Source organism: Flavobacterium sp. (assembly GCF_041911335.1).
Lineage (GTDB): Bacteria > Bacteroidota > Bacteroidia > Flavobacteriales > Flavobacteriaceae > Flavobacterium.
The window spans coordinates 1-25,559 of the sequence record NZ_JAYRPD010000053.1 but is presented as its reverse complement, the minus strand read 5'-3'; the positions used below and the strand labels follow the sequence as shown (position 1 = coordinate 25,559).

At 33.2% G+C, this 25,559-nt stretch carries 25 protein-coding genes; 17 read left to right on the top strand and 8 right to left on the bottom strand.

The genetic code is table 11. The features are described from left to right. Positions 1-117: 117 nt before the first annotated feature. Together pckA and ACE3PD_RS08560 are read right to left on the bottom strand one after the other, a co-directional pair. Complete coding sequence (pckA, locus tag ACE3PD_RS08565) at positions 118-1,743, bottom strand: phosphoenolpyruvate carboxykinase (ATP) (RefSeq protein ID WP_374401476.1); 1,626 nt, start codon at positions 1,741-1,743, stop codon at positions 118-120. 69 nt (positions 1,744-1,812) lie between these two features. Beyond that, positions 1,813-2,199: a DUF423 domain-containing protein gene (locus tag ACE3PD_RS08560; protein WP_374401474.1), complete on the bottom strand. Its 387-nt coding sequence runs from the start codon at positions 2,197-2,199 to the stop codon at positions 1,813-1,815. Between the two features lie 125 nt (positions 2,200-2,324). Between ACE3PD_RS08560 and ACE3PD_RS08555 the strand changes: the two genes are divergently transcribed. After that, the gene (locus tag ACE3PD_RS08555; RefSeq protein WP_374401472.1) at positions 2,325-3,695 is read left to right on the top strand and encodes a saccharopine dehydrogenase family protein; all 1,371 of its coding nucleotides are present in this window, start codon (positions 2,325-2,327) and stop codon (positions 3,693-3,695) included. Between the two features lie 324 nt (positions 3,696-4,019). Continuing rightward, entirely contained in the window at positions 4,020-4,490 is a 471-nt protein-coding gene (locus tag ACE3PD_RS08550; protein ID WP_333809449.1) for an Lrp/AsnC ligand binding domain-containing protein, read from the top strand. A 162-nt stretch (positions 4,491-4,652) separates the two neighbouring features. Here ACE3PD_RS08550 and ACE3PD_RS08545 read toward each other — a convergent pair whose 3' ends face one another. The 3 genes from ACE3PD_RS08545 to ACE3PD_RS08535 all read right to left on the bottom strand — a co-directional run bounded on the left by ACE3PD_RS08545 (position 4,653) and on the right by ACE3PD_RS08535 (position 9,067). Further along, positions 4,653-5,354 (bottom strand): zinc metallopeptidase, encoded by a 702-nt coding sequence (locus ACE3PD_RS08545; protein WP_374401470.1) that lies wholly within the window; start codon positions 5,352-5,354, stop codon positions 4,653-4,655. 103 nt (positions 5,355-5,457) lie between these two features. Beyond that, positions 5,458-5,880, bottom strand: a complete 423-nt coding sequence (locus ACE3PD_RS08540) for a hypothetical protein (RefSeq protein WP_026724463.1) — start codon at positions 5,878-5,880, stop codon at positions 5,458-5,460. 199 nt (positions 5,881-6,079) lie between these two features. Next, positions 6,080-9,067 carry a leucine--tRNA ligase gene (locus ACE3PD_RS08535; protein ID WP_374401467.1) on the bottom strand — a complete coding sequence of 996 codons (2,988 nt, stop codon included), beginning with the start codon at positions 9,065-9,067 and terminating at the stop codon, positions 6,080-6,082. 193 nt (positions 9,068-9,260) lie between these two features. Between ACE3PD_RS08535 and ACE3PD_RS08530 the strand changes: the two genes are divergently transcribed. The 7 genes from ACE3PD_RS08530 (at position 9,261) to ACE3PD_RS08500 (ending at position 13,111) form a co-directional block, all read left to right on the top strand. After that, on the top strand, positions 9,261-10,136 hold the full coding sequence (locus ACE3PD_RS08530) for a cell division protein FtsX (RefSeq protein ID WP_374401465.1): 876 nt from the start codon (positions 9,261-9,263) through the stop codon (positions 10,134-10,136). A 49-nt stretch (positions 10,137-10,185) separates the two neighbouring features. Further along, the gene (locus ACE3PD_RS08525) at positions 10,186-10,425 is read left to right on the top strand and encodes a DUF3098 domain-containing protein (protein ID WP_374401463.1); all 240 of its coding nucleotides are present in this window, start codon (positions 10,186-10,188) and stop codon (positions 10,423-10,425) included. A gap of 6 nt (positions 10,426-10,431) precedes the next feature. Continuing rightward, positions 10,432-11,241, top strand: a complete 810-nt coding sequence (locus tag ACE3PD_RS08520; protein ID WP_374401461.1) for an undecaprenyl-diphosphate phosphatase — start codon at positions 10,432-10,434, stop codon at positions 11,239-11,241. After that, on the top strand, positions 11,241-11,930 hold the full coding sequence (gene truB / locus ACE3PD_RS08515) for a tRNA pseudouridine(55) synthase TruB (RefSeq protein WP_374401459.1): 690 nt from the start codon (positions 11,241-11,243) through the stop codon (positions 11,928-11,930). The genes ACE3PD_RS08520 and truB overlap by 1 nt, the downstream gene beginning before the upstream one ends. Positions 11,931-11,998: 68 nt before the next feature. Further along, entirely contained in the window at positions 11,999-12,163 is a 165-nt protein-coding gene (locus tag ACE3PD_RS08510) for a hypothetical protein (RefSeq protein ID WP_291282751.1), read from the top strand. After that, on the top strand, positions 12,139-12,471 hold the full coding sequence (locus ACE3PD_RS08505; RefSeq protein WP_374401457.1) for a type II toxin-antitoxin system RelE/ParE family toxin: 333 nt from the start codon (positions 12,139-12,141) through the stop codon (positions 12,469-12,471). Before ACE3PD_RS08510 ends, ACE3PD_RS08505 begins: the two co-directional genes overlap by 25 nt. 4 nt (positions 12,472-12,475) lie before the next feature. Next, positions 12,476-13,111 (top strand): YiiX/YebB-like N1pC/P60 family cysteine hydrolase, encoded by a 636-nt coding sequence (locus ACE3PD_RS08500; RefSeq protein ID WP_374401455.1) that lies wholly within the window; start codon positions 12,476-12,478, stop codon positions 13,109-13,111. On the opposite strand, the gene ACE3PD_RS08495 is transcribed toward ACE3PD_RS08500, so the two are convergent. Next, complete coding sequence (locus ACE3PD_RS08495; RefSeq protein WP_374401453.1) at positions 13,103-13,708, bottom strand: thioredoxin family protein; 606 nt, start codon at positions 13,706-13,708, stop codon at positions 13,103-13,105. The genes ACE3PD_RS08500 and ACE3PD_RS08495 overlap by 9 nt on opposite strands. 64 nt (positions 13,709-13,772) lie before the next feature. Here ACE3PD_RS08495 and ACE3PD_RS08490 point away from each other — a divergent pair, with 64 nt between their 5' ends. From ACE3PD_RS08490 to ACE3PD_RS08455, 8 genes are all read left to right on the top strand, one after another. Further along, on the top strand, positions 13,773-14,552 hold the full coding sequence (locus tag ACE3PD_RS08490; RefSeq protein ID WP_374401668.1) for a patatin-like phospholipase family protein: 780 nt from the start codon (positions 13,773-13,775) through the stop codon (positions 14,550-14,552). Between the two features lie 65 nt (positions 14,553-14,617). After that, positions 14,618-15,325, top strand: a complete 708-nt coding sequence (pyrH, locus tag ACE3PD_RS08485; protein WP_374401451.1) for a UMP kinase — start codon at positions 14,618-14,620, stop codon at positions 15,323-15,325. A gap of 70 nt (positions 15,326-15,395) precedes the next feature. Continuing rightward, the gene (gene frr / locus ACE3PD_RS08480) at positions 15,396-15,959 is read left to right on the top strand and encodes a ribosome recycling factor (RefSeq protein ID WP_250580698.1); all 564 of its coding nucleotides are present in this window, start codon (positions 15,396-15,398) and stop codon (positions 15,957-15,959) included. Between the two features lie 68 nt (positions 15,960-16,027). Next, the gene (locus ACE3PD_RS08475) at positions 16,028-18,511 is read left to right on the top strand and encodes a DUF5686 family protein (RefSeq protein WP_374401448.1); all 2,484 of its coding nucleotides are present in this window, start codon (positions 16,028-16,030) and stop codon (positions 18,509-18,511) included. 75 nt (positions 18,512-18,586) lie between these two features. Beyond that, positions 18,587-20,998 carry an RND family transporter gene (locus ACE3PD_RS08470; protein WP_374401446.1) on the top strand — a complete coding sequence of 804 codons (2,412 nt, stop codon included), beginning with the start codon at positions 18,587-18,589 and terminating at the stop codon, positions 20,996-20,998. A 118-nt stretch (positions 20,999-21,116) separates the two neighbouring features. Further along, positions 21,117-22,565 (top strand): asparagine--tRNA ligase, encoded by a 1,449-nt coding sequence (gene asnS, locus ACE3PD_RS08465; RefSeq protein ID WP_374401444.1) that lies wholly within the window; start codon positions 21,117-21,119, stop codon positions 22,563-22,565. 82 nt (positions 22,566-22,647) lie between these two features. Continuing rightward, complete coding sequence (gene rpoN, locus ACE3PD_RS08460) at positions 22,648-24,111, top strand: RNA polymerase factor sigma-54 (RefSeq protein WP_374401443.1); 1,464 nt, start codon at positions 22,648-22,650, stop codon at positions 24,109-24,111. 4 nt (positions 24,112-24,115) lie between these two features. Continuing rightward, entirely contained in the window at positions 24,116-24,727 is a 612-nt protein-coding gene (locus ACE3PD_RS08455; protein WP_374401441.1) for a hypothetical protein, read from the top strand. Here ACE3PD_RS08455 and ACE3PD_RS08450 read toward each other — a convergent pair. Together ACE3PD_RS08450 and ACE3PD_RS08445 are read right to left on the bottom strand one after the other, a co-directional pair. Further along, entirely contained in the window at positions 24,722-25,381 is a 660-nt protein-coding gene (locus ACE3PD_RS08450) for a porin family protein (protein WP_374401439.1), read from the bottom strand. The genes ACE3PD_RS08455 and ACE3PD_RS08450 overlap by 6 nt on opposite strands. Positions 25,382-25,455: 74 nt before the next feature. After that, a complete protein-coding gene (locus ACE3PD_RS08445) occupies positions 25,456-25,554 on the bottom strand; it encodes an IS3 family transposase (protein WP_374398722.1) in 99 nt (32 codons plus the stop codon). Between the last annotated feature and the right edge of the window lie 5 nt (positions 25,555-25,559).

Sequence of the window (25,559 nt, the reverse complement as noted above, 5' to 3'; positions counted from 1 at the left end):
ACAAACAAAAATATCTACAGAACCCAAATTCGAAAGAGTTTGGGTTTTTTGTTTGATTAATACCAATAAAAAAGTCCCGAAATTTTCGGGACTTTTTACTATATAAATTTCTTTAGATTACAATTGAGGACCAGCTGCGACTAATGATTTTCCTTCTTCGTTATCTGTATATTGAACGAAGTTTTTGATGAATCTTGAAGCCAAATCTTCTGCTTTTGTTTGCCATTCAGCAGCATCAGCATAGGTATTTCTTGGATCTAAAATGTTAGTATCTACATTTGGCAAAGCAGTAGGAACTACAAAATTAAATACTGGAACTGTTTTCGTTTCTGCTTTCTCGATAGAACCATCTAAAATAGCATCAATAATTGCACGCGTATCTTTAATAGAAATACGTTTTCCTGTTCCGTTCCAACCTGTATTAACCATGTAAGCAGTAGCATTGTGTTGCTCCATTTTCTTCACTAATTCTTCACCGTATTTTGTTGGGTGTAATGATAAGAATGCTTTTCCGAAACAAGCAGAGAATGTTGGTTCTGGTTGCGTTACTCCTCTTTCAGTTCCAGCTAATTTAGCTGTAAATCCTGATAAGAAGTAATATTTTGTTTGCTCTGGAGTTAATTTAGAAACTGGAGGCATTACTCCGAATGCATCAGCCGTTAAGAAAATAACTTTAGTAGCGTGACCTGCTTTAGAAACGGGTCTTACAATGTTATCAATATGGTAAATTGGATAAGAAACACGCGTATTTTGTGTAACTGAACCATCTTTGAAATCAATTTTTCCGTTAGCATCAACTGTTACGTTTTCTAATAACGCATCTCTTTTGATAGCTCCGTAAATGTCTGGTTCGTTTTCTTTACTTAAATCGATAGTTTTTGCATAACATCCACCTTCGAAGTTGAAAACACCGTCATTATCCCATCCGTGCTCGTCGTCTCCGATTAATTCACGTTTTGGATCAGTTGATAACGTAGTTTTTCCTGTTCCAGATAATCCAAAGAAAACCGCTACATCGCCATCTTTTCCTTTGTTAGCTGAACAGTGCATAGAAGCAATTCCTTGTAATGGCAAGTAATAGTTCATCATAGAGAACAATCCTTTTTTCATTTCTCCACCGTACCAAGTTCCTCCAATTAATTGGATTTTCTCAGTTAAATTGAACGCGATATATACTTCCGAATTTAATCCGTGAGCTGCGTAATCTTTGAAACTTGTTTTTGAACCATTCATTACAACGAAATCTGGCTCACCAAAGTTTTCTAATTCAGCTTCTGTTGGACGGATGAACATGTTTTTTACAAAATGTGCTTGCCATGCTACTTCCATAATGAAACGAACTTTCAATCTTGTATTTTCGTTTGCACCACAAAAAGCGTCAACAACATATAATTTTTTATTTGATAATTGCTTTACCGTAGTTTCTTTTAAAGCATTCCAAGTGTCTTGAGAAATTGGTTTGTTATCGTTAGCCGCTTTATCAGAATTCCACCAAATTGTGTTTTCTGTAACGCTATCTTTAACAATATATTTGTCTTTAGGAGAACGACCTGTGAATTCACCTGTCATTACGTTAACCGCGCCAAGTTCTGACAACTGACCTCTTTCAAAACCTTCTAAAGCTGGGTTTAATTCTTCATTATATAAATAATCGTATGAAGGATTGTATATGATTTCTGATACATTAACGATTCCGTACTTTTCTAACGAAATCGATTTCGTAGTTTGAGCATTCGTATCCATAAAATTAGGTTATGTTGTGTTTAAAATAAAGTGCAAAATTATAAATTAAATTTGAGATAGCGTTTTAATTTAGTGTTTTTTAGATAAAACAGCGTAAAATAAGTATCCCCAAGCCGAAACCAAGAACAGTCCACCTATTGGCGTTATCGGCCCTAAAAATTTCGTCTTTAAATTCGTAACAGTATTTGTTGCCAAAAAATAAATCGAGCCTGAAAAAAACAAAACTCCAATAATTGTTAAATAAAAAATGATAGAACGTTCTTTCTCTCCTAAAAAAGAAAAAGTTCCTATAAACAAAAGAAACAACGCGTGATACATTTGATAACGTACCCCAACTTCAAATGTTGCCAATTGCTCTACTGAAAGTACTTTCTTTAATCCATGAGCACCAAATGCTCCTAAAATTATTGCTGTTACCCCTAAAATAGCCGCAACCAACAGTATTTTCTTATCCATTTTATAAAATTTGAGACCAAAGATAGCAAAAGTTTTTATGTTAAATTATGACATAAATCAAGAAAATGTTTTCATAAATATAACATTTTACTATCTTCGTGTGATATTTTTACAACACACCAAAGATGAGACATATTTTAGTCATTGGAGCAGGACGTTCGGCTTCATCACTTATAAAATACCTTTTAGACCATTCAGAAGCTGAGAATCTTCAAGTTACTATTGGTGATTTGTCAGAAGAATTGGCAAAACAAAAAACCAATAATCATAAAAATGCCAGAGCAATTGCTTTTGATATTTTTAATGAAGCGCAACGAAAAGAGGAAATTCAAAAAGCAGATGTGGTTGTTTCGATGTTGCCAGCGCATTTGCATTTAGAAGTGGCTAAAGATTGCATTACCTACAAAAAACACATGGTTACCGCATCTTATATCAGCCCAGCGATGCAAGAATTAGATGCTGCAGCTAAAGAAAATGGTTTGGTTTTTATGAATGAAATTGGGCTTGACCCAGGAATCGACCACATGAGTGCAATGAAAGTATTAGATGAAATTCGCGAAAAAGGCGGAAATATCATTTTATTCGAATCGTTCTGTGGAGGTTTAGTAGCTCCTGAAAGCGATACCAATTTATGGAATTACAAATTCACTTGGAATCCTAGAAATGTAGTATTAGCTGGACAAGGTGGTGCAGCAAAATTTATTCAAGAAGGCACTTATAAGTACATTCCATATACCAAATTATTCAGAAGAACCGAATTTTTAGAAGTAGAAGGCTACGGAAGATTTGAAGCTTATGCCAACAGAGATTCTTTAAAATATAGAAGCGTTTACGGATTAGACAATGCCTTAACTTGTTACCGTGGAACAATTAGAAGAGTTGGATATTCAAGAGCTTGGGATATTTTAGTACAATTAGGTATGACCGATGATTCGTATACGATTGACAACTCAGAAAACATGACGTATCGCGAATTTACGAACTCATTTTTACCTTATCACCCAACCGATACTGTGGAAATCAAATTGCGTCATGCACAAAAAATTGACCAAGATGATATCATTTGGGATAAATTAGTAGAAATAGATTTGTTTAATCCGAACAAAAAAATTGGTTTAATAAAAGCTACGCCAGCACAAATTTTAGAAAAAATATTGTCTGAAAAATGGGCTTTGGAACCAAATGACAAAGACATGATTGTGATGTATCATAAATTTGGTTACGAATTAAACGGCGATAAAAAGCAAATTGATTCTACCATGGTTTGCATTGGTGACGATCAAACATATACATCAATGGCAAAAACGGTTGGGCTTCCTGTTGCAATTGCCACATTGAAAATCTTAAATAAAGAAATTACAACTCCTGGCGTACAACTACCAATTACAAAAGAAGTTTACAATCCCATCTTGAAAGAATTAGAAGATTATGGCGTAATTTTCAAAGAAACTGAAGTTCCGTATTTAGGTTACAATCCGCTAAATATAAAGAATTAAGCAATTATAATTCAAAATAGAAAATCCGAAATCGTAATTGATTTCGGATTTTTTTTAGAAGAACTTCAAAATGTCATCCCTACGGGATTTCTTTAATACTATACGATTTTATTTTACCTAAATTTCGCACCTAACGGCGCTTTAAAATTATTTTTGAACCATGTAAGTTATTTAATTGATCTCATACTAGTAGTTCCGTAGGAACGAAATATTGGTAACTGAATAATAACACTGTGAAAAAAGTCCCGTAGGGACGACATAAAACCAAATAAAAAATACAATTCTGAGATCAAATTTGTATTTTTACTTTCAAATCAATTGAAAATGAAAATAAATCAATTACAAATTGAAATCGACGGAATCGACAAAGAAATCCTTCGCGATTTGATGGAAGATGCGCGTAAACCTATTTTACAAATTGCGAATAAAATTGGGATTTCAGGCGCTGCGATTCATCAACGTTTACGTAAATTAGAACAAGCGGGTGTGATTTCAGGTTCGAAGTTTATTGTGGATACGAAAGTTTTGGGTTATAGTACGATGGCTTTTATCGGAATATATTTAGAAAAAGCGTCAAGTAATCCAGAAGTAGTGAAAGAATTGAAGAAGATTCCAGAAGTTTTGGAATGTCATTATACGACTGGGAATTGGAGTATTTTAATCAAAATCATTTGTCGAGATAACGAGCATTTGATGCAATTACTCAACAAGAAAATACAACCCATTGATGGAGTTTCAAGAACCGAAACCTATATTTCTTTGGAACAGCAAATTGAAAGACAAATACAATTATAAAATTCAAGTTCAAGTTCAAAACTCAAAAAGTAAAACGTCTCTGTGAATCTCAAAATCGACACAATAAAATTCAAAAAAACTCGGTATCACTCGGTGTAAAAAACCAAAGAAAAAACCCAAACTCTAATCGAATTTGGGTTTTAAAATATAATATCAAACCAATTACTCTCTCGAACCTAAAATTTGGAAAGCCCAATATAATAAAGACGCTAAAGCTCCTAAAGCGGCTACCACATAAGTTCTTGCTGCCCATTTTAATGAATCTTCGGCACCTGCATATTCTTGTTGGCTCACCATGTTTTTATTTTTCAACCAAGCTAATGCTCTGTTACTTGCATCGTATTCCACCGGAAGCGTAACAAAACTGAAGGTAGTTGCAATAGCCATTAAAATTAAACCTGCAACCGCAACGTAAAAACCAATACTAGATTTTGATGCAAAGCCTAAAATCAAACCACCCATAATTAACCATTGCGACATGCTTGACGAAATGTTTACCACAGGCACCATTTTAGAACGCATCGTTAACCAACTGTAAGCATGCGCATGTTGCACAGCATGCCCAACTTCGTGAGCTGCAACCGCAGCCGCAGCCGCATTTCTTTGATTGTAAACTGCTTCTGATAAATTTACAGTTTTATCCATTGGATTATAGTGGTCTGTTAATCTTCCTGGTGTTGAAATGACTTTAACGTCAAAAATTCCGTGATCGTGAAGCATTTTCTCTGCGATTTCAGCACCACTCATTCCATTGCGTAACGACACTTTTGAATAGTGTTCAAACTTGCTCTTCAAACGAGAACTCACCAACCAACTTACTAGAGCTATTGCTCCAATTAATATCATATAAGTTAAATCAAACATATCTTTTAAATTTTAATTTCTAAATTTAGTAAAATCAATAACAAATTACAAGCCAAAGTTACAAAATGACAATTTGGCATTCGTTAAATATTTCAAAAAACAATTATTCTTGCATTTGTTTTACAGGAGATTTCTTCGAAACATCCATCACGGGAACCATTCCGTTTGTTGGCACATAGATAATTTGAGGCAAATCCCCTTTATCTGCTAGCTTTTCTAAGGTTCTGATGAATAAATATTGGTTATAGGTTTCGCTCAAAGTTCCGTTTTCAACTCGCATCGCTTCTGCCATACCTCTTGCTCGTTCGATTTCGGCTTGTGCGTTTAATTTTTCAGCTTCTAATTTGGCCTTAGCTTCTTCAACTAAAATTCTACGGTTTTGTTCGGCTTTAGCCATTTCTGCTTTTCCTGCCATTTCTTGTTGCCAAACATTATATCTTGGCAAACCGAACATTAATGCTGCAATAAATACAAATGCAATGATTACAACTCCAGCAATTAGTTTTCCAACGTTTCTTTTTTCCATTTTTATAGTTTTTTAGTTTACCTATTATACGTAAAAAATGAAAAATGTTACAAAAACGAATAGAAAAAACCGCAGATTCTCAGATTTCAAATTAATCTGCGAATCTGCGGTTTAATATTATACACCTAGTTTGTCACTGTGAAAGAATTTCTACAAAGTTTGCGTTAGACTTTTACGTAATGACAAAAATGTGCCGAAATTACCCCACCAAATTAATAATCTTACCTGGAACGATAATCACTTTGTTTGGTATTCTTCCTTGTAATTGGTTTTGTGTTCTTTCATCAGCCATTACGATTTCTTCGATTTGAGCTGCTGTTAAATCTAAAGGCAATTTAATCGTGAAACGCATTTTTCCGTTGAATGAAACTGGATATTCTTTTTCTGATTCAATTAAATATTTTTCTTCAAATTTTGGAAAACCAACTGTTGCTACAGAACCTTCGTGACCTAAAGCGCTCCATAATTCTTCTGCAATATGAGGTGCATAAGGCGAAACTAAAACCGCTAATGGTTCTAAAATCGCGCGGTGATGGCATTTTTGTTGCGCCAACTCATTCACACAAATCATAAATTGTGAAACTGACGTATTGAAAGAGAAATTCTCAATGTCTTCCGTAACTTTTTTGATGGTTTTGTGTAACGATTTGTACATATCCGCTGTTGGCTCATCATTGGTAATGTTTAAACCATTATCATCAAAATACAAACGCCATAATTTTTTCAAGAAACCATAAACTCCAGTAATACCAGCTGTATTCCATGGCTTTGCCTGCTCTAATGGTCCTAAGAACATTTCGTACAAACGCAACGTATCCGCACCATATTCATTACAAATATCATCTGGATTGACTACATTGTATTTTGATTTCGACATTTTTTCTACTTCACGACCTACGATGTATTTGCCATCTTCTAAAATGAATTCAGCATCTTTGTAATCTGAATATAATGGATGTGCTTTAAATTTTTCGATGTCTAATTCGTTGGTGATGTCATTAATACATGATAAATCTACGTGGATTGGAACTAATTCTGAAAAATTAATATTAAGCAAGTCATACTTCTTGCATAATTTATCCATTATATCAGAAACTTCACTATATAAATATTCTTTATCATTTCCAGGTTTTGAAAAATGCAAATCAATAGCATCTTTGTAACCTTTTGAGATTAAAATATTAATAGTTTTAAATTCTTCATTGTCTGATTTCACCTTTCTCGCAATAGAGGAAACTCTATACACAAAAGCACTCATTCCCAAAATCATTCCTTGATTAATCAATTTCTTGAATGGCTCTTCGGTTGGAGCATAACCTCTGTCTTTTAAGAATTTATTCCAAAAACGAGAGTATAACAAATGTCCAGTTGCGTGCTCGCTTCCGCCTATATATAAATCTACGTTTTCCCAGTATTTTAATGCGTCTTCGCTTGCAAAATCGTTTTCGTTTTTCGCATCCATATAACGCATCCAATACCAAGAAGAACCTGCCCAACCTGGCATGGTGTTCAATTCTAATGGAAAAACTTTTGTGTTATCAATTAAATCATTGCTAACCACTACATTCTTCTCCGTATCCCAAGCCCAAACCGTAGCGTTTCCTAATGGTGGTTGGCCGTCTTCTGTTGGTAAGTATTTTTCTACTTCTGGTAACACAATTGGCAAGTGTTTTTTGTCAATCATTTGTGGTAAACCATTCACATAATATACTGGAAAAGGTTCACCCCAATATCTTTGGCGAGAGAAAACCGCATCACGTAAACGGTAATTTACTTTGGCTTTTCCTGCGCCTATTTTTTCTAATTCTTCGATTACTTTTTTAGTTCCGGTTTTGTAATCCAATCCATTTAAGAAATCAGAATTTACTAATTCGAAACCACTTTTTTCTCCAAAAGCCGCTTCAGAAATATCTTGATTGAAAATATTTTTAATTTCAGGCATTCCGTGTGTTCCTTTGAAGAAATTCGCGAAAGCATAATCACGCTCATCACCACATGGAACCGCCATCACCGCACCTGTCCCGTAACCAGCTAATACGTAATCGCCAATCCAAACCGGAATTGGTTCTTTTGTGAAAGGATGTTCCGCATACGCACCTGTGAAAACACCAGAAATGGTTTTTACATCAGCCATTCTTTCACGTTCCGAACGTTTTGCTGTTGCTTCTACATAAGCTTCAACCGCAGCTTTTTGTTCTGGAGTTGTGATTTGAGCAACCAATTCGTGTTCGGGCGCTAATGTCATAAACGTAACTCCGAAAATCGTATCAGGTCTAGTTGTAAATACTTCAATAACCTCATCATGATTTTTCACATTGAAAGTCACAGCTGCTCCAACTGATTTTCCAATCCAGTTTCTTTGTGATTCTTTGATAGATTCGCTCCAATCGATAGTTTCTAAACCTTGAAGTAAACGCTCGGCATAAGCTGAAATTCGCATCGACCATTGGGTCATTTTTTTACGAATTACTGGATGTCCGCCACGTTCTGAAACACCGTTTACGATTTCATCATTCGCTAAAACCGTTCCTAAAGCCGGACACCAGTTAACTTCTGTTTCAGCCAAATAGGTTAATCTATATTGTAATAAGATTTTTTGTTGTTGTTCTGATGAAAAAGATTTCCAATCCTCTGCTGAAAATGGTGCGATGTTATCATCACAAACCGCATTTACATTTGCATTTCCGTTTTTCTCGAATTCTTGAATTAACGTACAAATGCTTTCTGCTTTATCCGAATTATTATTGTACCAAGATTCGAATAATTGGATAAAAATCCACTGCGTATGTTTGTAATAATCTGGATTTGATGTACGCACTTCTCTACTCCAATCGAATGAAAATCCGATTTTATCTAATTGTTCACGGTAACGTGCAATGTTCTCACGAGTTGTTTTTTCTGGATGTTGTCCCGTTTGAATCGCATATTGTTCCGCTGGCAAACCAAATGAATCGTATCCTTGTGGATGCAATACATTAAACCCTTGATGTCTTTTATAACGCGCCACAATATCCGAAGCAATGTAACCTAGCGGATGCCCAACGTGTAACCCAGCTCCAGAAGGATAAGGAAACATGTCTAATACATAGTATTTAGGCTTTTCTGAATTATTAAATGCAGCAAAAGTTTGGTTTTCTGCCCAATATTGTTGCCATTTGGCTTCGATGTCGTTATGGAAGTACTTCATTATTTTAGTTTTCAGTCTCAGTTTTCAGTCTCAGTTTTTAGCCTCAATTTGAACAACTGATGACTGCGACTGCGACTGACTACTATTTTTTTCGATGCAAAAATACATTTTATAATACTAAAGTTAAAACTTTGTTGTTATATTCTATGTAAACAAAATTTCTTTACTATTTTTACGGCTTAAATAGAATTATATGGCATCATCTTTTGAAAATTACAACAAACGACGTTTGATATCTTCTTACTTTTCGGTAGTATTGAGTATCTTTTTAGTATTGTTCCTTTTGGGAGCTTTAGGACTTTTTGTAATTAATTCGAAAAAGATAACCAACGATTTTAAAGAAAATATTCCTATGACCGTTTTCTTTGATAACGATGCAAATGATTCTATCATCAGTGCTTTTGATACTGAAATGAAAAATGCAAAATTCATCAAAGAATATGCGTTTGTTCACAAGGATAGTGCTGCTAAAAATAATGTGGACATCGTTGGTAAAGATTTTATGGAGTTTTTAGGATTCAATCCACTTCAAAATTCATTTGATATTCACTTAAAAGGAGATTACGTTAATGCAGATAGTATCAAGAAAATTGAGCGTAACATTCGTAAAAACGAAATGGTTTCGGAAATTATCTACGATAAAGAATTAGTAGATATGGTAAACGAAAACGTAACTAAAATTACTTTTTGGATTTTAATTATCAGTGGAATTTTAACAGTTGTAGCGATGTTGTTAATCAATAGTTCTATGCGATTATCGATTTACTCACACCGATTCACTATTAAAACAATGCAAATGGTGGGAGCGACAAAATCGTTCATTAGAAAACCGTTTATTTGGAGAAGTATTAAATTAGGATTAATTGGTTCTGGATTAGCTATTATTGGAATTATCGGTTTAGCTATTTATGTAGATGGGTTATTCCCAAGTTTAGGCATTGCTAAAGATTACGTTTCGCTGGGAATAGTAATTACAGGTGTTTTAGGAATTGGAATTCTAATCACTTGGATTAGTACCTTCTTTGCTACACAACGTTTCTTAAATTTAAAAACAGACGATTTATATTAGTATTCAGTGTTCAGTTTACAGTGTTCAGTGGATTTAAAAAAACATAAAAATGGAAAACAATAACAAACCTGAATTTCTTTTTGATAAAGTAAATTATAAAATTCTTTTAGTTGGATTAGCCGTTATTGCGCTTGGATTTATTTTAATGAGTGGTGGCGGAAGCGACGATCCAAATGTTTTTAAAGCAGATGAATTATTCAGTTTTAGAAGAATCCGCTTGGCTCCAACTGTAGTTTTAATTGGATTTGGAATTACGATTTACTCTATTTTAAAAAATCCGAAGAAGTAATACTTTATGGATATTTTTCAAGCTATCATTATTGCCATCATTGAAGGTTTAACGGAATATTTACCCGTTTCTTCAACGGGACACATGATTTTTGCCAGTTCTTATTTCGGAATTGAAAAAGAAGAATTTACTAAACTTTTTCAAGTTTCAATTCAATTTGGAGCCATTTTAGCCGTTGTAGTTTTGTATTGGAAGAAGTTTTTCGATTTCTCGAAATTTCAATTCTTTATTAAATTAGCCTTTGCCGTTATCCCAGCCTTAATCTTAGGAAAGTTATTTGACGATAAAATTGAAGCGGTTTTAGAACACCCAACACCAATTGCAATTGTGCTTATCATTGGCGGAATCATTTTATTATTTGTTGATAGATTTTTTAAGAATCCAACTATTTTTAAAGAAGAAGATATTACCATAAAAAAGGCGGTAACTATTGGTTTTTGGCAATGTTTGGCTATGATGCCAGGTACAAGCCGAAGTGCAGCAAGTATTATTGGCGGTATGCAACAAGGATTGTCACGACAAGCTGCGGCCGAATTTTCATTCTTTTTAGCAGTACCAACTATGCTAGCTGTTACGTGTTATTCTATCTTTTTAAAATCGTATGAAGCAAGTGGTTTAAAAGGGTACGAATTGATTTTAAAAACACCCGAAAACACAAAAATGTTTATCGTCGGAAATGTTGTGGCTTTTATTGTAGCGGTTTTAGCTATCAAGTTTTTTATTGAAATCATCAAAAAATACGGTTTCAAACCGTGGGGTTGGTATAGAATTGTTGCTGGAATTCTTTTATTAGCGTACTTTAATTTATATAAATAATGAGTGCCGAAGAATTTTTAGCGGGAAAAGTACTTTTAATTGACAAACCTTTGACTTGGTCTTCTTTTCAAGCGGTGAATAAATTGAAATACATTTTAAAACGCAAATACGACTTACCAAAGAAATTCAAAATTGGTCACGCTGGAACTTTAGATCCGTTAGCAACTGGTTTATTAATTATTTGTACCGGGAAATTCACCAAAAGCATTACTGAAATTCAGGCACAAGCTAAAGAATACACAGGAACTATTTTGATAGGAGCTACTACTCCATCGTATGATTTAGAAACTGAAATTGACGCTACTTTTCCAACCAAACATATTACGGAAGAATTGATTTTGGAAACCACAAAGCAGTTTTTAGGTGAAATCGACCAGAAACCTCCTGTTTTTTCTGCCATTAAAAAAGATGGAAAACGTTTGTATGAACACGCACGCGCTGGTGAAGAAGTAGAAATTCAATCGAGAAAAACTACTATTTACGAATTTGAAATCACTAGAATTCAATTACCAGAAATCGATTTTAGAGTAAAATGTAGTAAAGGAACTTACATCCGTTCGTTAGCGTATGACTTTGGATTAGCATTAAAATCAGGCGGACATTTAACCGCGCTCCGAAGAACTAAAATTGGAGATTATGATGTTAAAAATGCAATTACTCCTGATGATTTTGAAGAATCTTTAAGTTAAAATATTCTGAATCTGAAGTTTAGAACCAAATTATTTCTTATTTTTACGTAACATAAATTTCTTTTCCAATGAAAACTGCAGATAAAAAAAATAAAAACTTAGCCATTCCAGGCAAACCGATGTCTCAAAAAGCATTCGCTGACTTAATCAAAGAAGCGGAAAATGGTCCTTTTTTGACTGAAAAAGAGTTTGAAAAAAGATTTGAAGAATGGAGGCTAAACAGAAAAAAGTAGTTCGCTCTTCTTTTTATCTCTATGATATTCAAGATATTTTTGAATATGGTGAAGCTACGTTTGGTGAAAAAGCTGCCATTTACTTTTATCAAGAAATTAAATCTATCGTTCAAAGGTTAGAAACCGAATACCTACTTCATCCCGAATGTCACCATTTGGAAACCAAAACTAAAATCTATCGCAACATTATTCTAGGCTCGTACTTAATTATTTACAGAATTCGCGCCAATAGAATTGAAGTTTTAAGAGCTTTTCACGGAAGTCATTCTCCAAAAATTTTAAAAACTGCCAAAAAAATAAAAATCTAATCTTTTGAAAACTTTTTTACCAAAATTATACTTATCAAGCTTATTTCTTGTTTTATTCCAATTTAGTTTCTCCCAAAATGTAAAACTAAAAACCGGTGATTTATTATTTCAATCGATGAATTGCGGTCCACTTTGCGAAGCTATTAACGAAGTTACTGAAGGTTATCAGGGAAAAGATTTTAGTCATTTGGGAATGGTTTACATCAAAAATGATTCTATTTTCGTAATTGAAGCTGCTGGAAAAGCAGTAAAAATAACTCCATACGAAACCTTCAAAACCTATACAAAAGAAGAAATGTTCGTAGGAAGATTAAAAAGAAAATACCGAAAATACATTCCTGAGGCTATCACTTTTTCGTTACAACAAGTTGGTGTTCCTTATGATGATGAATATTTATACGATAATGGAAAATATTATTGCTCGGAATTAATTTATGATGCGTTTTTGCATTCTTATAAAAAACCCTTGTTTGATTTATTTCCGATGACATTCAAATCACCAAAATCAAATGAGTATTTTGAAGTTTGGGCTGACTATTACGAGAAACTAAAAATGGAAATCCCAGAAGGTCAACTAGGTTGCAACCCTGGTGGAATTTCCACTTCTGATAAATTAAAAATTATAGGAACTTTACGCTAAGATATTTTCATGCAGTTCCACTATTTCATTCTGAATCGAAATTCCTTTATCGTGTAAATACCATTTTTGCAATTCAATTTTAGCCGTTTCATCTACTACACCATGAGCCGCTTTGTAATCTAAGATTAATTTTTTTGCACCATCAGGTCTTGGACCCCAATCAGCCACAACTTCTAACGTTTCAGCATCTAAAAGGATTAATTTAGGAATTGCTTTCCCACCATTCGTTAAGAAATGTTGCATTAAAGCATCGTTATCATCACGCAAAGCAATTTTTAATTCTACTTTATCTGTTACTTCTGCCATTTTGTGAATTACAGGAACAATCTGCGCCGCATCGCCACACCAACCTTCGCTTAATACCAACCAAATGTACTTTTTGTCTAAATTTTGTAATTTAGCTTTTACCTCTGGAGTTACTTCAATGGTTTTATCTAAACGATGCATTCTCGCTTCGTTTAATTCTGAATATTTCAACAAATCTTCTGATTGTTCGTGACCCGTAGATTTCCCTTCAGCGATTAAACTTGTTACTTTTTTTCGGTAATCAGCATAAGAAAAACTGCTTTCTAATGCTTGTTTTATAGTATTTATCATCTTATTAACTTTATTTGGCAAATTTAGTTCTATTTTTGATATTAATATGTAAGAAATGTTACACATGGAAAACCCTTCTAAATCTATCGGAATCGTATTGTCAGGTGGTGGTTCTAAAGGAATTGCACATGCAGGTGCTTTGCAGTTTTTAACCGAAAAAGGGATGCAACCCTCTTGTATTGCAGGAACAAGTGCTGGTGCCATCGTTGGTGGATTATTTGCATTTGGAAAAACGCCTGAAGAAATTCTAGAATTTTTTAAATCGATTTACTTTTTTCATTGGAAACATTTTACCTTTAAAAAAGCAGGATTGATTGATTCAGAATCCTTCAAAAGTTATTTTGCTGAAATTTTCGGTGATATCACTATTGGCGAATTAAAAATTCCAGCCTACATCACAGCGACCGACTTGGTCAAAGGAAAACTCAAAATTTTTAATTCCGAAACAAAACTTATCGATGCCATTTTAGCTTCTTCCTCTTTTCCAGGAATGTTATCCCCTTATGAAATCAATAACAAATTGTATAGCGATGGTGGTATTTTGAATCATTTCCCAACCGACATTTTACAAGGAAGATGTGACTATTTGATTGGAGTTTATGTGAGTCCAATTCAAAATATAGAACCCAAGGACTTAAAATCGATTAAATCTGTTACTAGTAGAGCCTTTGATTTGTTGTATGCAAATTATAATTATCAGAAATTCAATTTGTGCGATTGGGTTATCGAACCTAAGGAATTAGCCAATTTTAGTACGTTTGAAACTAGTAAAACTAAGATGGATACCATTTTTGAAATCGGCTACAACGAAGCAAAAAAATCATTTCAGGAATTAAATTTATAATTGTTCCAACATTTTTTTCAGAAAAAACCGATTTAACTATATTTGCACCAAAATAATACAACACGATGAAGTACAAAAGAATTCTTCTAAAATTAAGTGGTGAAGCTTTAATGGGCGAAAGACAATATGGAATTGATCCAAAACGCCTTGCAGAATACGCACAAGAAATCAAACAAATTCACAATAAAGGAGTTGAAATTGCAATTGTAATTGGTGGTGGAAACATTTTTAGAGGTGTTGCAGGTGCAAGTAACGGAATGGACAGAGTGCAAGGAGATTATATGGGAATGTTAGCAACAGTAATCAACGGAATGGCCTTACAAGGTGCTTTAGAAGAAGCTGGAATGCAAACGCGTTTACAAACCGCTTTAAAAATCGAAGCTATTGCAGAGCCTTATATCAAAAGAAGAGCTACTCGCCATTTAGAAAAAGGAAGAATTGTTATTTTTGGAGCTGGAACAGGAAATCCTTATTTTACAACGGATACTGCGGCTGTTTTAAGAGGAATTGAAGTAGGTGCCGACGTAATTTTAAAAGGAACTCGTGTAGATGGTGTTTACAATGCCGACCCAGAGAAAAATGCAGATGCTGTTAAATTTGACTTTATTTCATTTGAAGATGTATTAGCAAAAGGATTAAATGTAATGGATACGACAGCTTTCACACTAAGTCAAGAAAATAAATTGCCTATTATTGTATTCGATATGAATAAAGATGGTAACTTGTTAAAAGTTTGCGAAGGTGAAACTATCGGAACAACAGTAACAATATAATTTTGTTTCACGTTTCATGTTGTTATTGTTCTTAACTTGAAACCTGAAACCTTAAACTTGAAACAAAAAAATGACAGAAGAAATTAATTTTATTTTAGACAGTGCAAAAGAAGCCATGAATGGTTCGATTGCTCATTTAGAAAAAGAATTCTTAAATATTAGAGCTGGAAAAGCTTCGCCTCAAATGTTAGGTGGTGTTTTTGTAGATTACTATGGTTCTCAAACCCCAATTTCACAAGTAGCCAACATTAATGCTCCAGATGCGAGAACATTAACCGTTACTCCTTGGGAAAAAAATATGTTAGGCCCAATTGAAAAAGCAATTATGATTGCTAATCTAGGGTTAAACCCAATGAACAATGGTGAAAACATTATCATTAACATCCCAGCTTTAACAGAAGAAAGAAGACGCGACTTAGTAAAACAAGCAAAGCACGAAGCGGAAGAAGCAAAAATTGGTATCCGAAATCACAGAAAAGATGCGAATACTGATATCAAGAAAGAAGAAAAAAATGGAACAGCTGAAGACATCTGTAAAAAAGCAGAAGAAGATGTTCAAAAATTAACGGATGCGTTCATCAAGAAAATTGAAGAGCTTTTAGCCGTTAAGGAAGCTGAAATCATGAAAGTATAAATTTTAAATCCCGATTAACACTCGGGATTTTTTATTTTGAATATATTTGTATTAAATAAAAACCTTTCATGAAATACTTTTGGCTTTTTTTGTGCTTTTTCATTACCAATAGTTTTGTTGCACAAACCAAAATAAAAGGTCAAGTTATCGACTTTGATAACTCAGTTCCAATAGCTTTTGCAACTATTACTCATAACAACACCAAAATAACTGCCGATTGGGAAGGAAAATTTACAATTGACGTTAAAGAAACCCAATTACCTATTAAAATTAACCACAAAGGATATTATGAAAAAATTGTTTATGCAAACAAACAGACTACAACATTAACCATAAAACTCATTACAAATCTTAACGAGAAAAGAGAAAAGATTTATTCCGATCAAACGGTTAACAACATTATTAAAAAAGTAATTGAAAACAAAAAAACGAACGATCCCGAAAAAGCATTAACTAGTTTTCAATACAAAAATTACGAATACCTTCAGGTAACTGCTAATCCAGATAGTGTTTCAAGTAAAATCGACACGGTCTACAAAAAACGCTTTTTGAGAAAAACAGAAATGAAGCTCGACTCTTCAAATTATAAATTCAAGCGAATTGTAGAAAAACAACATTTATATCAAACCGAAAAAGTAAATCTAATTCAACATAAAGGAAAAGAAAACAAAGAAACATTAATTGCCAATCGAATGGCTGGTTTTGAAAAACCGTTATACGAATTCTTAGGCTTGAAATTAGTATCTTATTCCGTTTACGAAAATCCGTTTGAAATATTAGAAAATCCAATTCAAAATCCTATTTCAAACTACGGAAGAAAACTATATAGTTACAAATTAATTGATACCGTTTCTATCCAAGGTAGAAAAGCGTATCGAATTTTCTTCCAACCTAAAAACCTAAATTCCAACCGAATTAGAGGTCTTTTGTATATAGACACCGAAAGTTATGCCATTTCAAAAGCCTATTACAGAATTTATGGAATTGTAAACATCAATGCCACTTATAGTTTTAAATATTTAAAAGAACATAATATTTGGTTTCCCGAAAAAAGAAAATTTATCGTAAAAAAAGGCAACAATCACAACGACTTGAATATTTTGGGCGAGACGATTAAATTCACTTCATCTTTAGAAGAAACCGAAAGTAAAAATGCTACCGATCAAGCCTATCTAATATTAGAATCAACACCTTTTGATATCGAAATCAACACTCCTTTTACCATTCAAAAACCTAAGGTAAAAATTGAAATTCCAGAAAGCAGTTTGAAATTACCCAAAGAATATTGGGCACAGCACACAAAAGACACTTTAGACAAAAGAAAGTTAAGAACCTACTTAACCATAGATAGTTTATCGGTTGCCGAAAAAATTGAAAGCCGTTACATCTTAGGAAAAAAAATTATTAACGGCTATTTTCCTGTAAGCATCCTTGATATCGATTTAAGAAGTATCATCAAATACAACAATTTTGAAGGCTTCCGATTTGGTTTTGGAGCCGTTACCAACACCAAACTATCCGAAAATTACAAAATTGCCTTTTATGGCGCTTATGGATTAAAAGACGAAGAATTCAAATTTGGTATTACACCATCGTACTTACTTGATAAAAAAAGTGAAACTTGGATAAATGCCTCATATATTGACGACATCAGCGAGATTGCTCAAACCAATTTTGCTACCGATTTGCGTCGTTTTAAAATTTATGACCCGCGCCCTATCAATATTTCTACTTTTTACAATCACAAAACCAGTGCAGTGTTTTTAGAAAGTAAAATATTTTCAAAAACTTCAGGCTATTTTAGTTTGTATCAAAGTCAAATTCAACCTTTGTTTGAATACACTTTTATTAATGATGGAAAGTCCTACACCAATTATAACATAACGGCAGCCCAACTAGCTTTTCAATGGAATCCGTTTAGTAATTACATGCAAACTCCGATTGGAAAAATTGAATTTGAAAAAAGACATCCAAAGTTCTCTATTCAATTTACACAAACATTACCAAACATGTTAGACAACGATTTTGTTTTCACTAAAATAGATTTCAAAACGTATTATGAAATTCCTTATTTATCGGGTCATAAAAGTTCTGTTTTGTTGCAAACGGGTATTGCATTTGGCGATGTTCCAATTACGCATTTATACAGTATTGTTCCCAATAACTTAAACAAAGACGCCATTTTACAACGTATTACTTTTGCAGGTAAAAACAGTTTTGAAACCATGTATTTCAATGAGTTTTTCTCCAATCAATATGCTTCTTTACAATTAAAACACACCTTTAACAAAGTCCGAATAGGTTATAAAATTAATCCCGAATTTACTGTTGTAACCCGAATGGCAGTAGGATCAAACAACAAAAACAATCAGCATGTTGGTATCGAATATAAAACCCTTGAAGACGGATTTATCGAAAGCGGTGTGGAATGCAATAAAATATTCAAAGGATTCGGTCTTGTATTTTTCTACCGATATGGTCCAAATCAACTCCCAGTGTTTGACGACAACATTGCTATCAAAATATCTTACAATTTAGATTTAGGACTTTAAATTTAACTTAATTGTTGCATTCTAAACCAATAAATTAAGGAAGATTACTTACCTTTGCACCCTAATTTTTGAGAGATGTTAAAGTGGTTAAGCACCAGTTTTTGGGATTATATTGCCAGTAGAATTTTAAGAAACCGCGTTTTTTTATTAATTCTTGTTTTACTTTTTACTATTTTCATGAGTTTTCAGTGGAAAAACATGCGTTTTACCTTTACTGAAGCTAATCTATTACCCGATGATCATGAAGTAAACATTCAATACAATTCTTTTTTAGAAAAATTTGGTGAAGAAGGAAATCTAGTTGTCTTAGGATTTAAAGACAAAACCTTTTTTAATGAAAAAAACATTAAAGCTTGGGAAAAATTTATTGCCGAAATAAAAAAGGATAAAGCTGTTGAGCTCACCTTATCTATTGAAGATTTAAAAGTACTTGAGAAAGACACATTAGAACAAAAATTCAAATTAGTTTCTTTCATCAATAACGATAGTATTTCTGACGCCTATTTAAAAGAAAAAGAAAAAGAGTTTTTCAACGATTTACCTTTTTATGAAGGCATGCTGTTCAATAAAGAAAGTGGCGCAGTGCGTTTTGCCATTTACATGGATAAAAAAATTGTAAACACCCCTGCAAGAAAACAATTTATTGAAAAACATCTTAACCAAGACAGAATTAACGCCTTCGAAAAAGAAACCGGATTAGATCTTCGTGTTTCCGGAATGCCATACATTAGAACACTGAATGCTAATAGCATTATTAGTGAAATTGGATTGTTCGTTGGTGCTGCACTTGGAATTACTTCATTACTATTCTTCTTCTTCTTTAGAAGTTTTAGAGCAACCATGGTTTCCATGTTTGTGGTAATTATTGGCGTAATGTGGTCGTTTGGAACATTAGGCTTGTTACATTATGAAATAACCGTTTTAACAGCAATTATTCCTCCATTAATTATTGTTATCGGAATTCCTAACTGTATTTTCCTTATCAACAAATATCAGCAAGAAATTAAAAATCACGGAAATAAAGCCAAATCCTTACAACGGGTAATCTCTAAAGTAGGGAATGCTACTTTAATGACGAATTTAACTACTGCTGCTGGTTTTGGAACCTTCATTTTTACAGATAGTAAATTATTGAAAGAATTTGGAGTCGTAGCTTCATTAAACATTGTTTTCTTATTCATACTGTGTTTAATTATCATTCCAATTGTCTACAGTTACATGCCAATGCCTAAAGAGAAACACTTAGCGCATCTTGGAAAAAACTATATGGCCAAATTCATTAATTGGATTGAAAATACGATTAGACATCACCGAGTTGCTGTTTTTTCAACTGCCATTGGAATTTTAGTGATGGGAATTATTGGAATTTATCAAATTAAAATTTCGGGAAGTATTATTGAAGATATGCCTAAAAAAGCTCCTTTCTTTAAGGATATTTTATTCTATGAAAAAGAATTTGATGGTGTTATGCCTTTAGAAATTGTTATTGACACAAAAAAACCAAAAGGCGCTTTAAAATCAGTAACATTAAAACGAATTGAAGAACTTCAAGAAACTATTGAAGAAATTCCTGAATTATCAAAACCTGTTTCTGTTGTTGGCCTTGTAAAATATTCAAAACAAGCGTTCTACAACGGAAATCCTGAATATTACGAATTACCTACCAAACAAGAGGAAGCTTTTATTTTATCCTATATAAAAAATTCGACTAAAAAAGGAAATGAGAACATGCTGAAAAGCTATGTAGATAGCACAGGTCAATATGCTCGCATCACTACTTTTATGCGCGATATTGGAACCGATAAAATGAAAAAAATAGAGGAACGATTACAAGATAAAATCAATCACATTTTTCCAAAAGAGCGCTACGAAGTTTCGCTAACTGGAAAAGCGTATGTTTTTGAAAAAGGAACGCATTATTTAATTGACAACTTAGTACAATCGTTACTTTTTGCTATTGTTCTGATTTCATTGTTGATGGCGTATATGTTTCGTTCGTTCAAAATGATAATCGTTTCGTTATTACCCAACATTTTACCTTTAGTGATGACTGCAGGATTAATGGGCTTTTTAGGAATTCCAATTAAACCTTCAACCATATTAGTGTTTAGTATTGCTTTCGGAATTTCAGTTGACGATACCATTCACTTTTTGGCGAAATACCGACAGGAATTAAAAGCAAACGATTGGAAAATAAAACGCTCTGTTTACGCTACTTTAAAAGAAGCAGGAATTAGTATGTTTTACACTTCAGTTGTCTTGTTTTTTGGATTCTCAGTTTTTACGCTTTCAGATTTTGGCGGAACAGTTGCTTTAGGTGGATTAGTAGCAACAACCTTATTATTCGCTATGTTATCTAACTTAATTTTGTTGCCAGCATTGCTACTTTCTTTAGACAAAACCATTGCTAACCAACAAGAATTCTTAGAACCAACATTAGATATTTTAGCAGAAGATATTGAAGAAGAAAATTCAAACGAGAAATAGTATATTTTTTCTTTAGTGTTATCTTTGCCTAAGGAAAGAAAGAACCTACATAATAAACCAGAAAGCCCTATATAATATTGAAATTTTATGTAGGTTTGCATAATAATATTAGACAAAAATGAAACACTCAAAAGTAATAGACCTTTTAAACAGCACGAAAACATTACATGAAGTAACAGCAAAAGGTTGGGTTAGAACATTTAGAAACAATCAATTTATTGCGTTGAACGATGGTTCAACCATTCATAATATTCAGTGTGTGGTAGATTTTGAAAACACACCTGACGAAACCTTAAAAAGAATTACTACTGGAGCTGCAATTTGCGTTACAGGAACCTTGGCAGAAAGCCGTGGCGCTGGACAAAAAGTAGAAATTCAAGTTACGAAGTTAGAAATTTTAGGCGATAGCGATGCGGAAAAATTCCCAATGCAACCTAAAAAACACTCGCTAGAATTTTTACGTGAAAACGCTCATTTACGTGTAAGAACCAATGCTTTTGGTGCTATTATGCGTGTGCGTTCAACGTTAGCGTTTGCAGTACACCAATATTTCCAAGAAAAAGGATTTTTCTACGTAAATACACCAATCATCACAGGTTCTGATGCCGAAGGTGCTGGAGAAATGTTTCAAGTAACTTCTTTACCCCTTGATGGTTCTGCTCCAAGAAACGAAGACGGAAGTATCAACTACAAAGAAGATTTCTTCGGAAAACAAACTAATTTAACTGTTTCTGGACAGCTAGAAGGTGAAACTTTTGCCATGGCTTTAGGTCAAATTTATACGTTTGGACCAACTTTCCGTGCAGAAAATTCAAACACTTCGCGTCACTTAGCTGAGTTTTGGATGATTGAACCAGAAGTAGCTTTCAATGATTTAGCAGACAACATGGATTTGGCGGAAGATTTCATCAAATACGTTATCAAATATACCGTCGATAAATGTAGCGATGATTTAAAATTCCTAGAAAACAGATTGTTAGAAGAAGAAAAATCAAAACCACAAGCAGAAAGAAGCGAAATGACGTTGTTAGAAAAATTAAGTTTTGTACTTGATAACAACTTCAAACGTGTTTCTTATACGGAAGCTATTGATATTTTAAAAGATTCAACACCAAATAAAAAGAAAAAATTCCAATACATCATCAACGAATGGGGTGCTGATTTACAAAGTGAGCACGAACGTTTCTTAGTAGAAAAACACTTTAAATGTCCGGTAATTTTATTTGATTATCCAGCAAAAATTAAAGCGTTTTATATGCGTTTGAATGACAATACTGAACCTGGAAAAGAAACCGTTAGAGCAATGGATATCTTATTCCCAGGAATTGGAGAAATCGTTGGTGGTTCGCAAAGAGAAGAACGTTACGATGTATTAGTAGAAAAAATGAAAGCCTTAGGAATTGACGAAGAAGAACTTTGGTGGTATTTAGACACTAGAAGATTCGGTTCGGCTGTTCACTCAGGTTTCGGATTAGGTTTTGAAAGATTAGTACTTTTTGTAACTGGAATGAGCAACATTAGAGACGTAATTCCGTTCCCAAGAACACCACAAAACGCAGAATTCTAAAAATAGTTGTTTCAAGTTTCAGGTTTCAGGCTGTCTTTGTTAAGCAACTTGAAACTTGAAACCTTAAACTTTAAACAAAAAAATGCTTAAACACAGTTTACAATTCAAATTATCTCAAAAATTATCGCCTCAACAAATTCAGTTGATGAAGTTAATTCAATTGCCTACGCAAGCTTTTGAGCAACGTCTTCAAGAAGAATTAGTAGAGAATCCTGCTTTGGAAGAAAGTAGCAAGGAAGATAATTATGATTTAGATGATTATGGAAGTGATACTGATGATTACGACGATTACGATAACGAACACATCGATACAGGCGACATCAATATTGACGAATATTTAAGCAATGATGAAACGCCAGATTACAAATACCAAACCAACAATTATAGCGATGATGATGAAGACAAAACTATGCCATTTGCGGCTCCAGTAAGTTTTCATCAGGATTTAATTAATCAGTTAAATACGTTTATTTTAACCGATGAAGAACGCGATATTGCTGAATTTTTAGTGGGAAGTATCGATGACATGGGCTACATCAGAAGAAGCATTCAAGATATTGTGGATGATTTAGCTTTTACACAAGGAATTTATACGGATGAACCGACTGTTGAACGCATTTTGCATTTGGTTCAAGATTTAGAGCCGGCTGGTGTTGGTGCTCGCGATTTACAAGAATGTTTGTTGTTGCAATTAAAACATAAAACACCTTCGGATTCTATCACTTTGGCAATTAATGTGATTGAACAACAATTTGATGCATTTACCAAAAAACATTACGATAAATTACTACAAAAATTCGATGTTTCCCAACAGCAATTACGCAAAGCTATTGATGAAATTGAAAAACTAAATCCAAAACCAGGAGGTAGTTTCGACGGTAATCAAAAAGCTGTAGAACACATTGTTCCGGATTTTACCATTCGAATTGTAGATGGCGAATTAGAACTTTCGTTAAACGGTAGAAACGCTCCAGAATTGCACGTTTCTAAAGATTATCAGGAAATGTTGCAGAGTTATAAAGACACTCCCGAAAAATCGAGTTCGCAGAAAGATGCAGTGCAATTTATTAAGCAAAAATTAGATTCGGCAAAATGGTTCATTGATGCGATTAAACAGCGCCAGGAAACCTTATATGTTACAATGAATGCCATTATGCATTATCAAAAAGAATATTTTTTAGAAGGAGAAGAAACCAAACTTCGTCCAATGATTCTAAAAGATATTGCCGATATGGTAGGATTAGATATTTCAACGGTTTCTCGTGTAGCCAATAGCAAATATGTTGATACGCCATACGGAACAAAACTAATCAAAGAATTCTTTAGCGAATCTATGACAAACGATCAAGGGGAAGAAGTTTCGACTATAGAAATTAAAAATATCTTACAACAAGTTATTTCGGAAGAAGATAAAAGAAAACCATTACCAGACGATCAATTAGCAGAAATTTTAAAGGAAAGAGGTTATCCAATTGCCAGAAGAACCATTGCAAAATATCGCGAACAATTAGACATTCCCGTGGCGCGATTAAGAAAGAAAATCTAATAAGATGGATTTAAAAAAAATATTACCTGTTTTCTCCTATATTTTTCATCCCATATTTGTGTCTTTATATGGGACTTTGTTTTTCTTTTTAATTACCAATTCTTTCTTTTATAACTCACAAATCATTGTAACGTTAATTCAAGTAACAATTCTTACTTTACTATTACCTTTATCGATGTATTTTTTATTTCGATCATTAGGCGTTGTTTCCTCTTTTACCGAAGCCAGCATTAGCGAAAGAAAAATGCCAATTGCAGTTCAAGCTGTTTTATTATTTGTATTGATAAAATTCAGTGTTTCAAGAGATACAGTTGCTGAGTTATATTTCTTTTTTCTTGGCGGATTCTTAAGCAGTGTAATCGTTTTAGCAAGCGTTATTTTAAAATTCAAAGCCAGTTTACACATGATTGGAATTAGCGCTTTAACTTGCTTTATTTTTGGTTTGAGCATGTATTACCAAATGCCTTTTGTAAACCTTGTAGCATTTTCTATTGTTTGCGTGGGATTAGTAGCTTCTTCCCGCTTATACATGAAAGCACATACGTATCCAGAACTTATTGCAGGAATAATTATTGGAGCTGGTCCACAGTTGTTTTTATATCAGTATTGGTTATAAAATATAAAAAATCAAACCAATTTTCAATGTTGTTACATTGTTCTCTGTTGTCGTTTTATTTTTATCAAAAAAGGGATTTAATCCGTAATGAATATAAGCATTCCATGTATTAAATCCGAAAGTTAAGTACGTTGCGTATTGAAACTTATTTAATAAATCATTTATATTTTCAGTTCCAGAACCAAGACTTCCTTCATATTTAAACTTACCATTTATTAAATAACTCGCCATGAAACCGCCATAAATTCTCCAAAATTTATGACTATCCGGAGTAGCATTTCGCCATCGCACTTCTAACGGAAAATCAACATAATGTAATATAATTCTACTTTTTACGATTTCTGTATCTGTGCTATTAGAAATGGAAGAAAAATCGATATTCTGTTTTAAATCATTAAACGAATAACCAATACCTGGCGCAATTGCCCAATGTCTGTTATCTGAAATAGGAAAATCTCTTAAAAACCCAGCGGATAATCCTGTTGAAAAAGAATACTGACTAAAATTGTCGGGCTTATTTTGAAGAAAATTATAGGAAATAGATACATAAAATTGATCTTCACGAAAAAGAGAATCAACTACAGGTTTTGTTCCAGATTGTGAAAATCCAATTGTTACAAAAAATAGAAAAAAAAGGGATACTAATAATCGCATTATATTTTTTTATAAAAATAATAAAAAAAGGCACGCAATTTAGACTGCACCCAAAAGTTTAGACAAATTTATAATTAATTTTGATAATAGTGAGCTCGATATTTAATCGGGCTCATTTTGTTTAGATTTGATTTAATTCTTTCGTTATTGTAATAGTTTATATATTGTTTTATTTCAT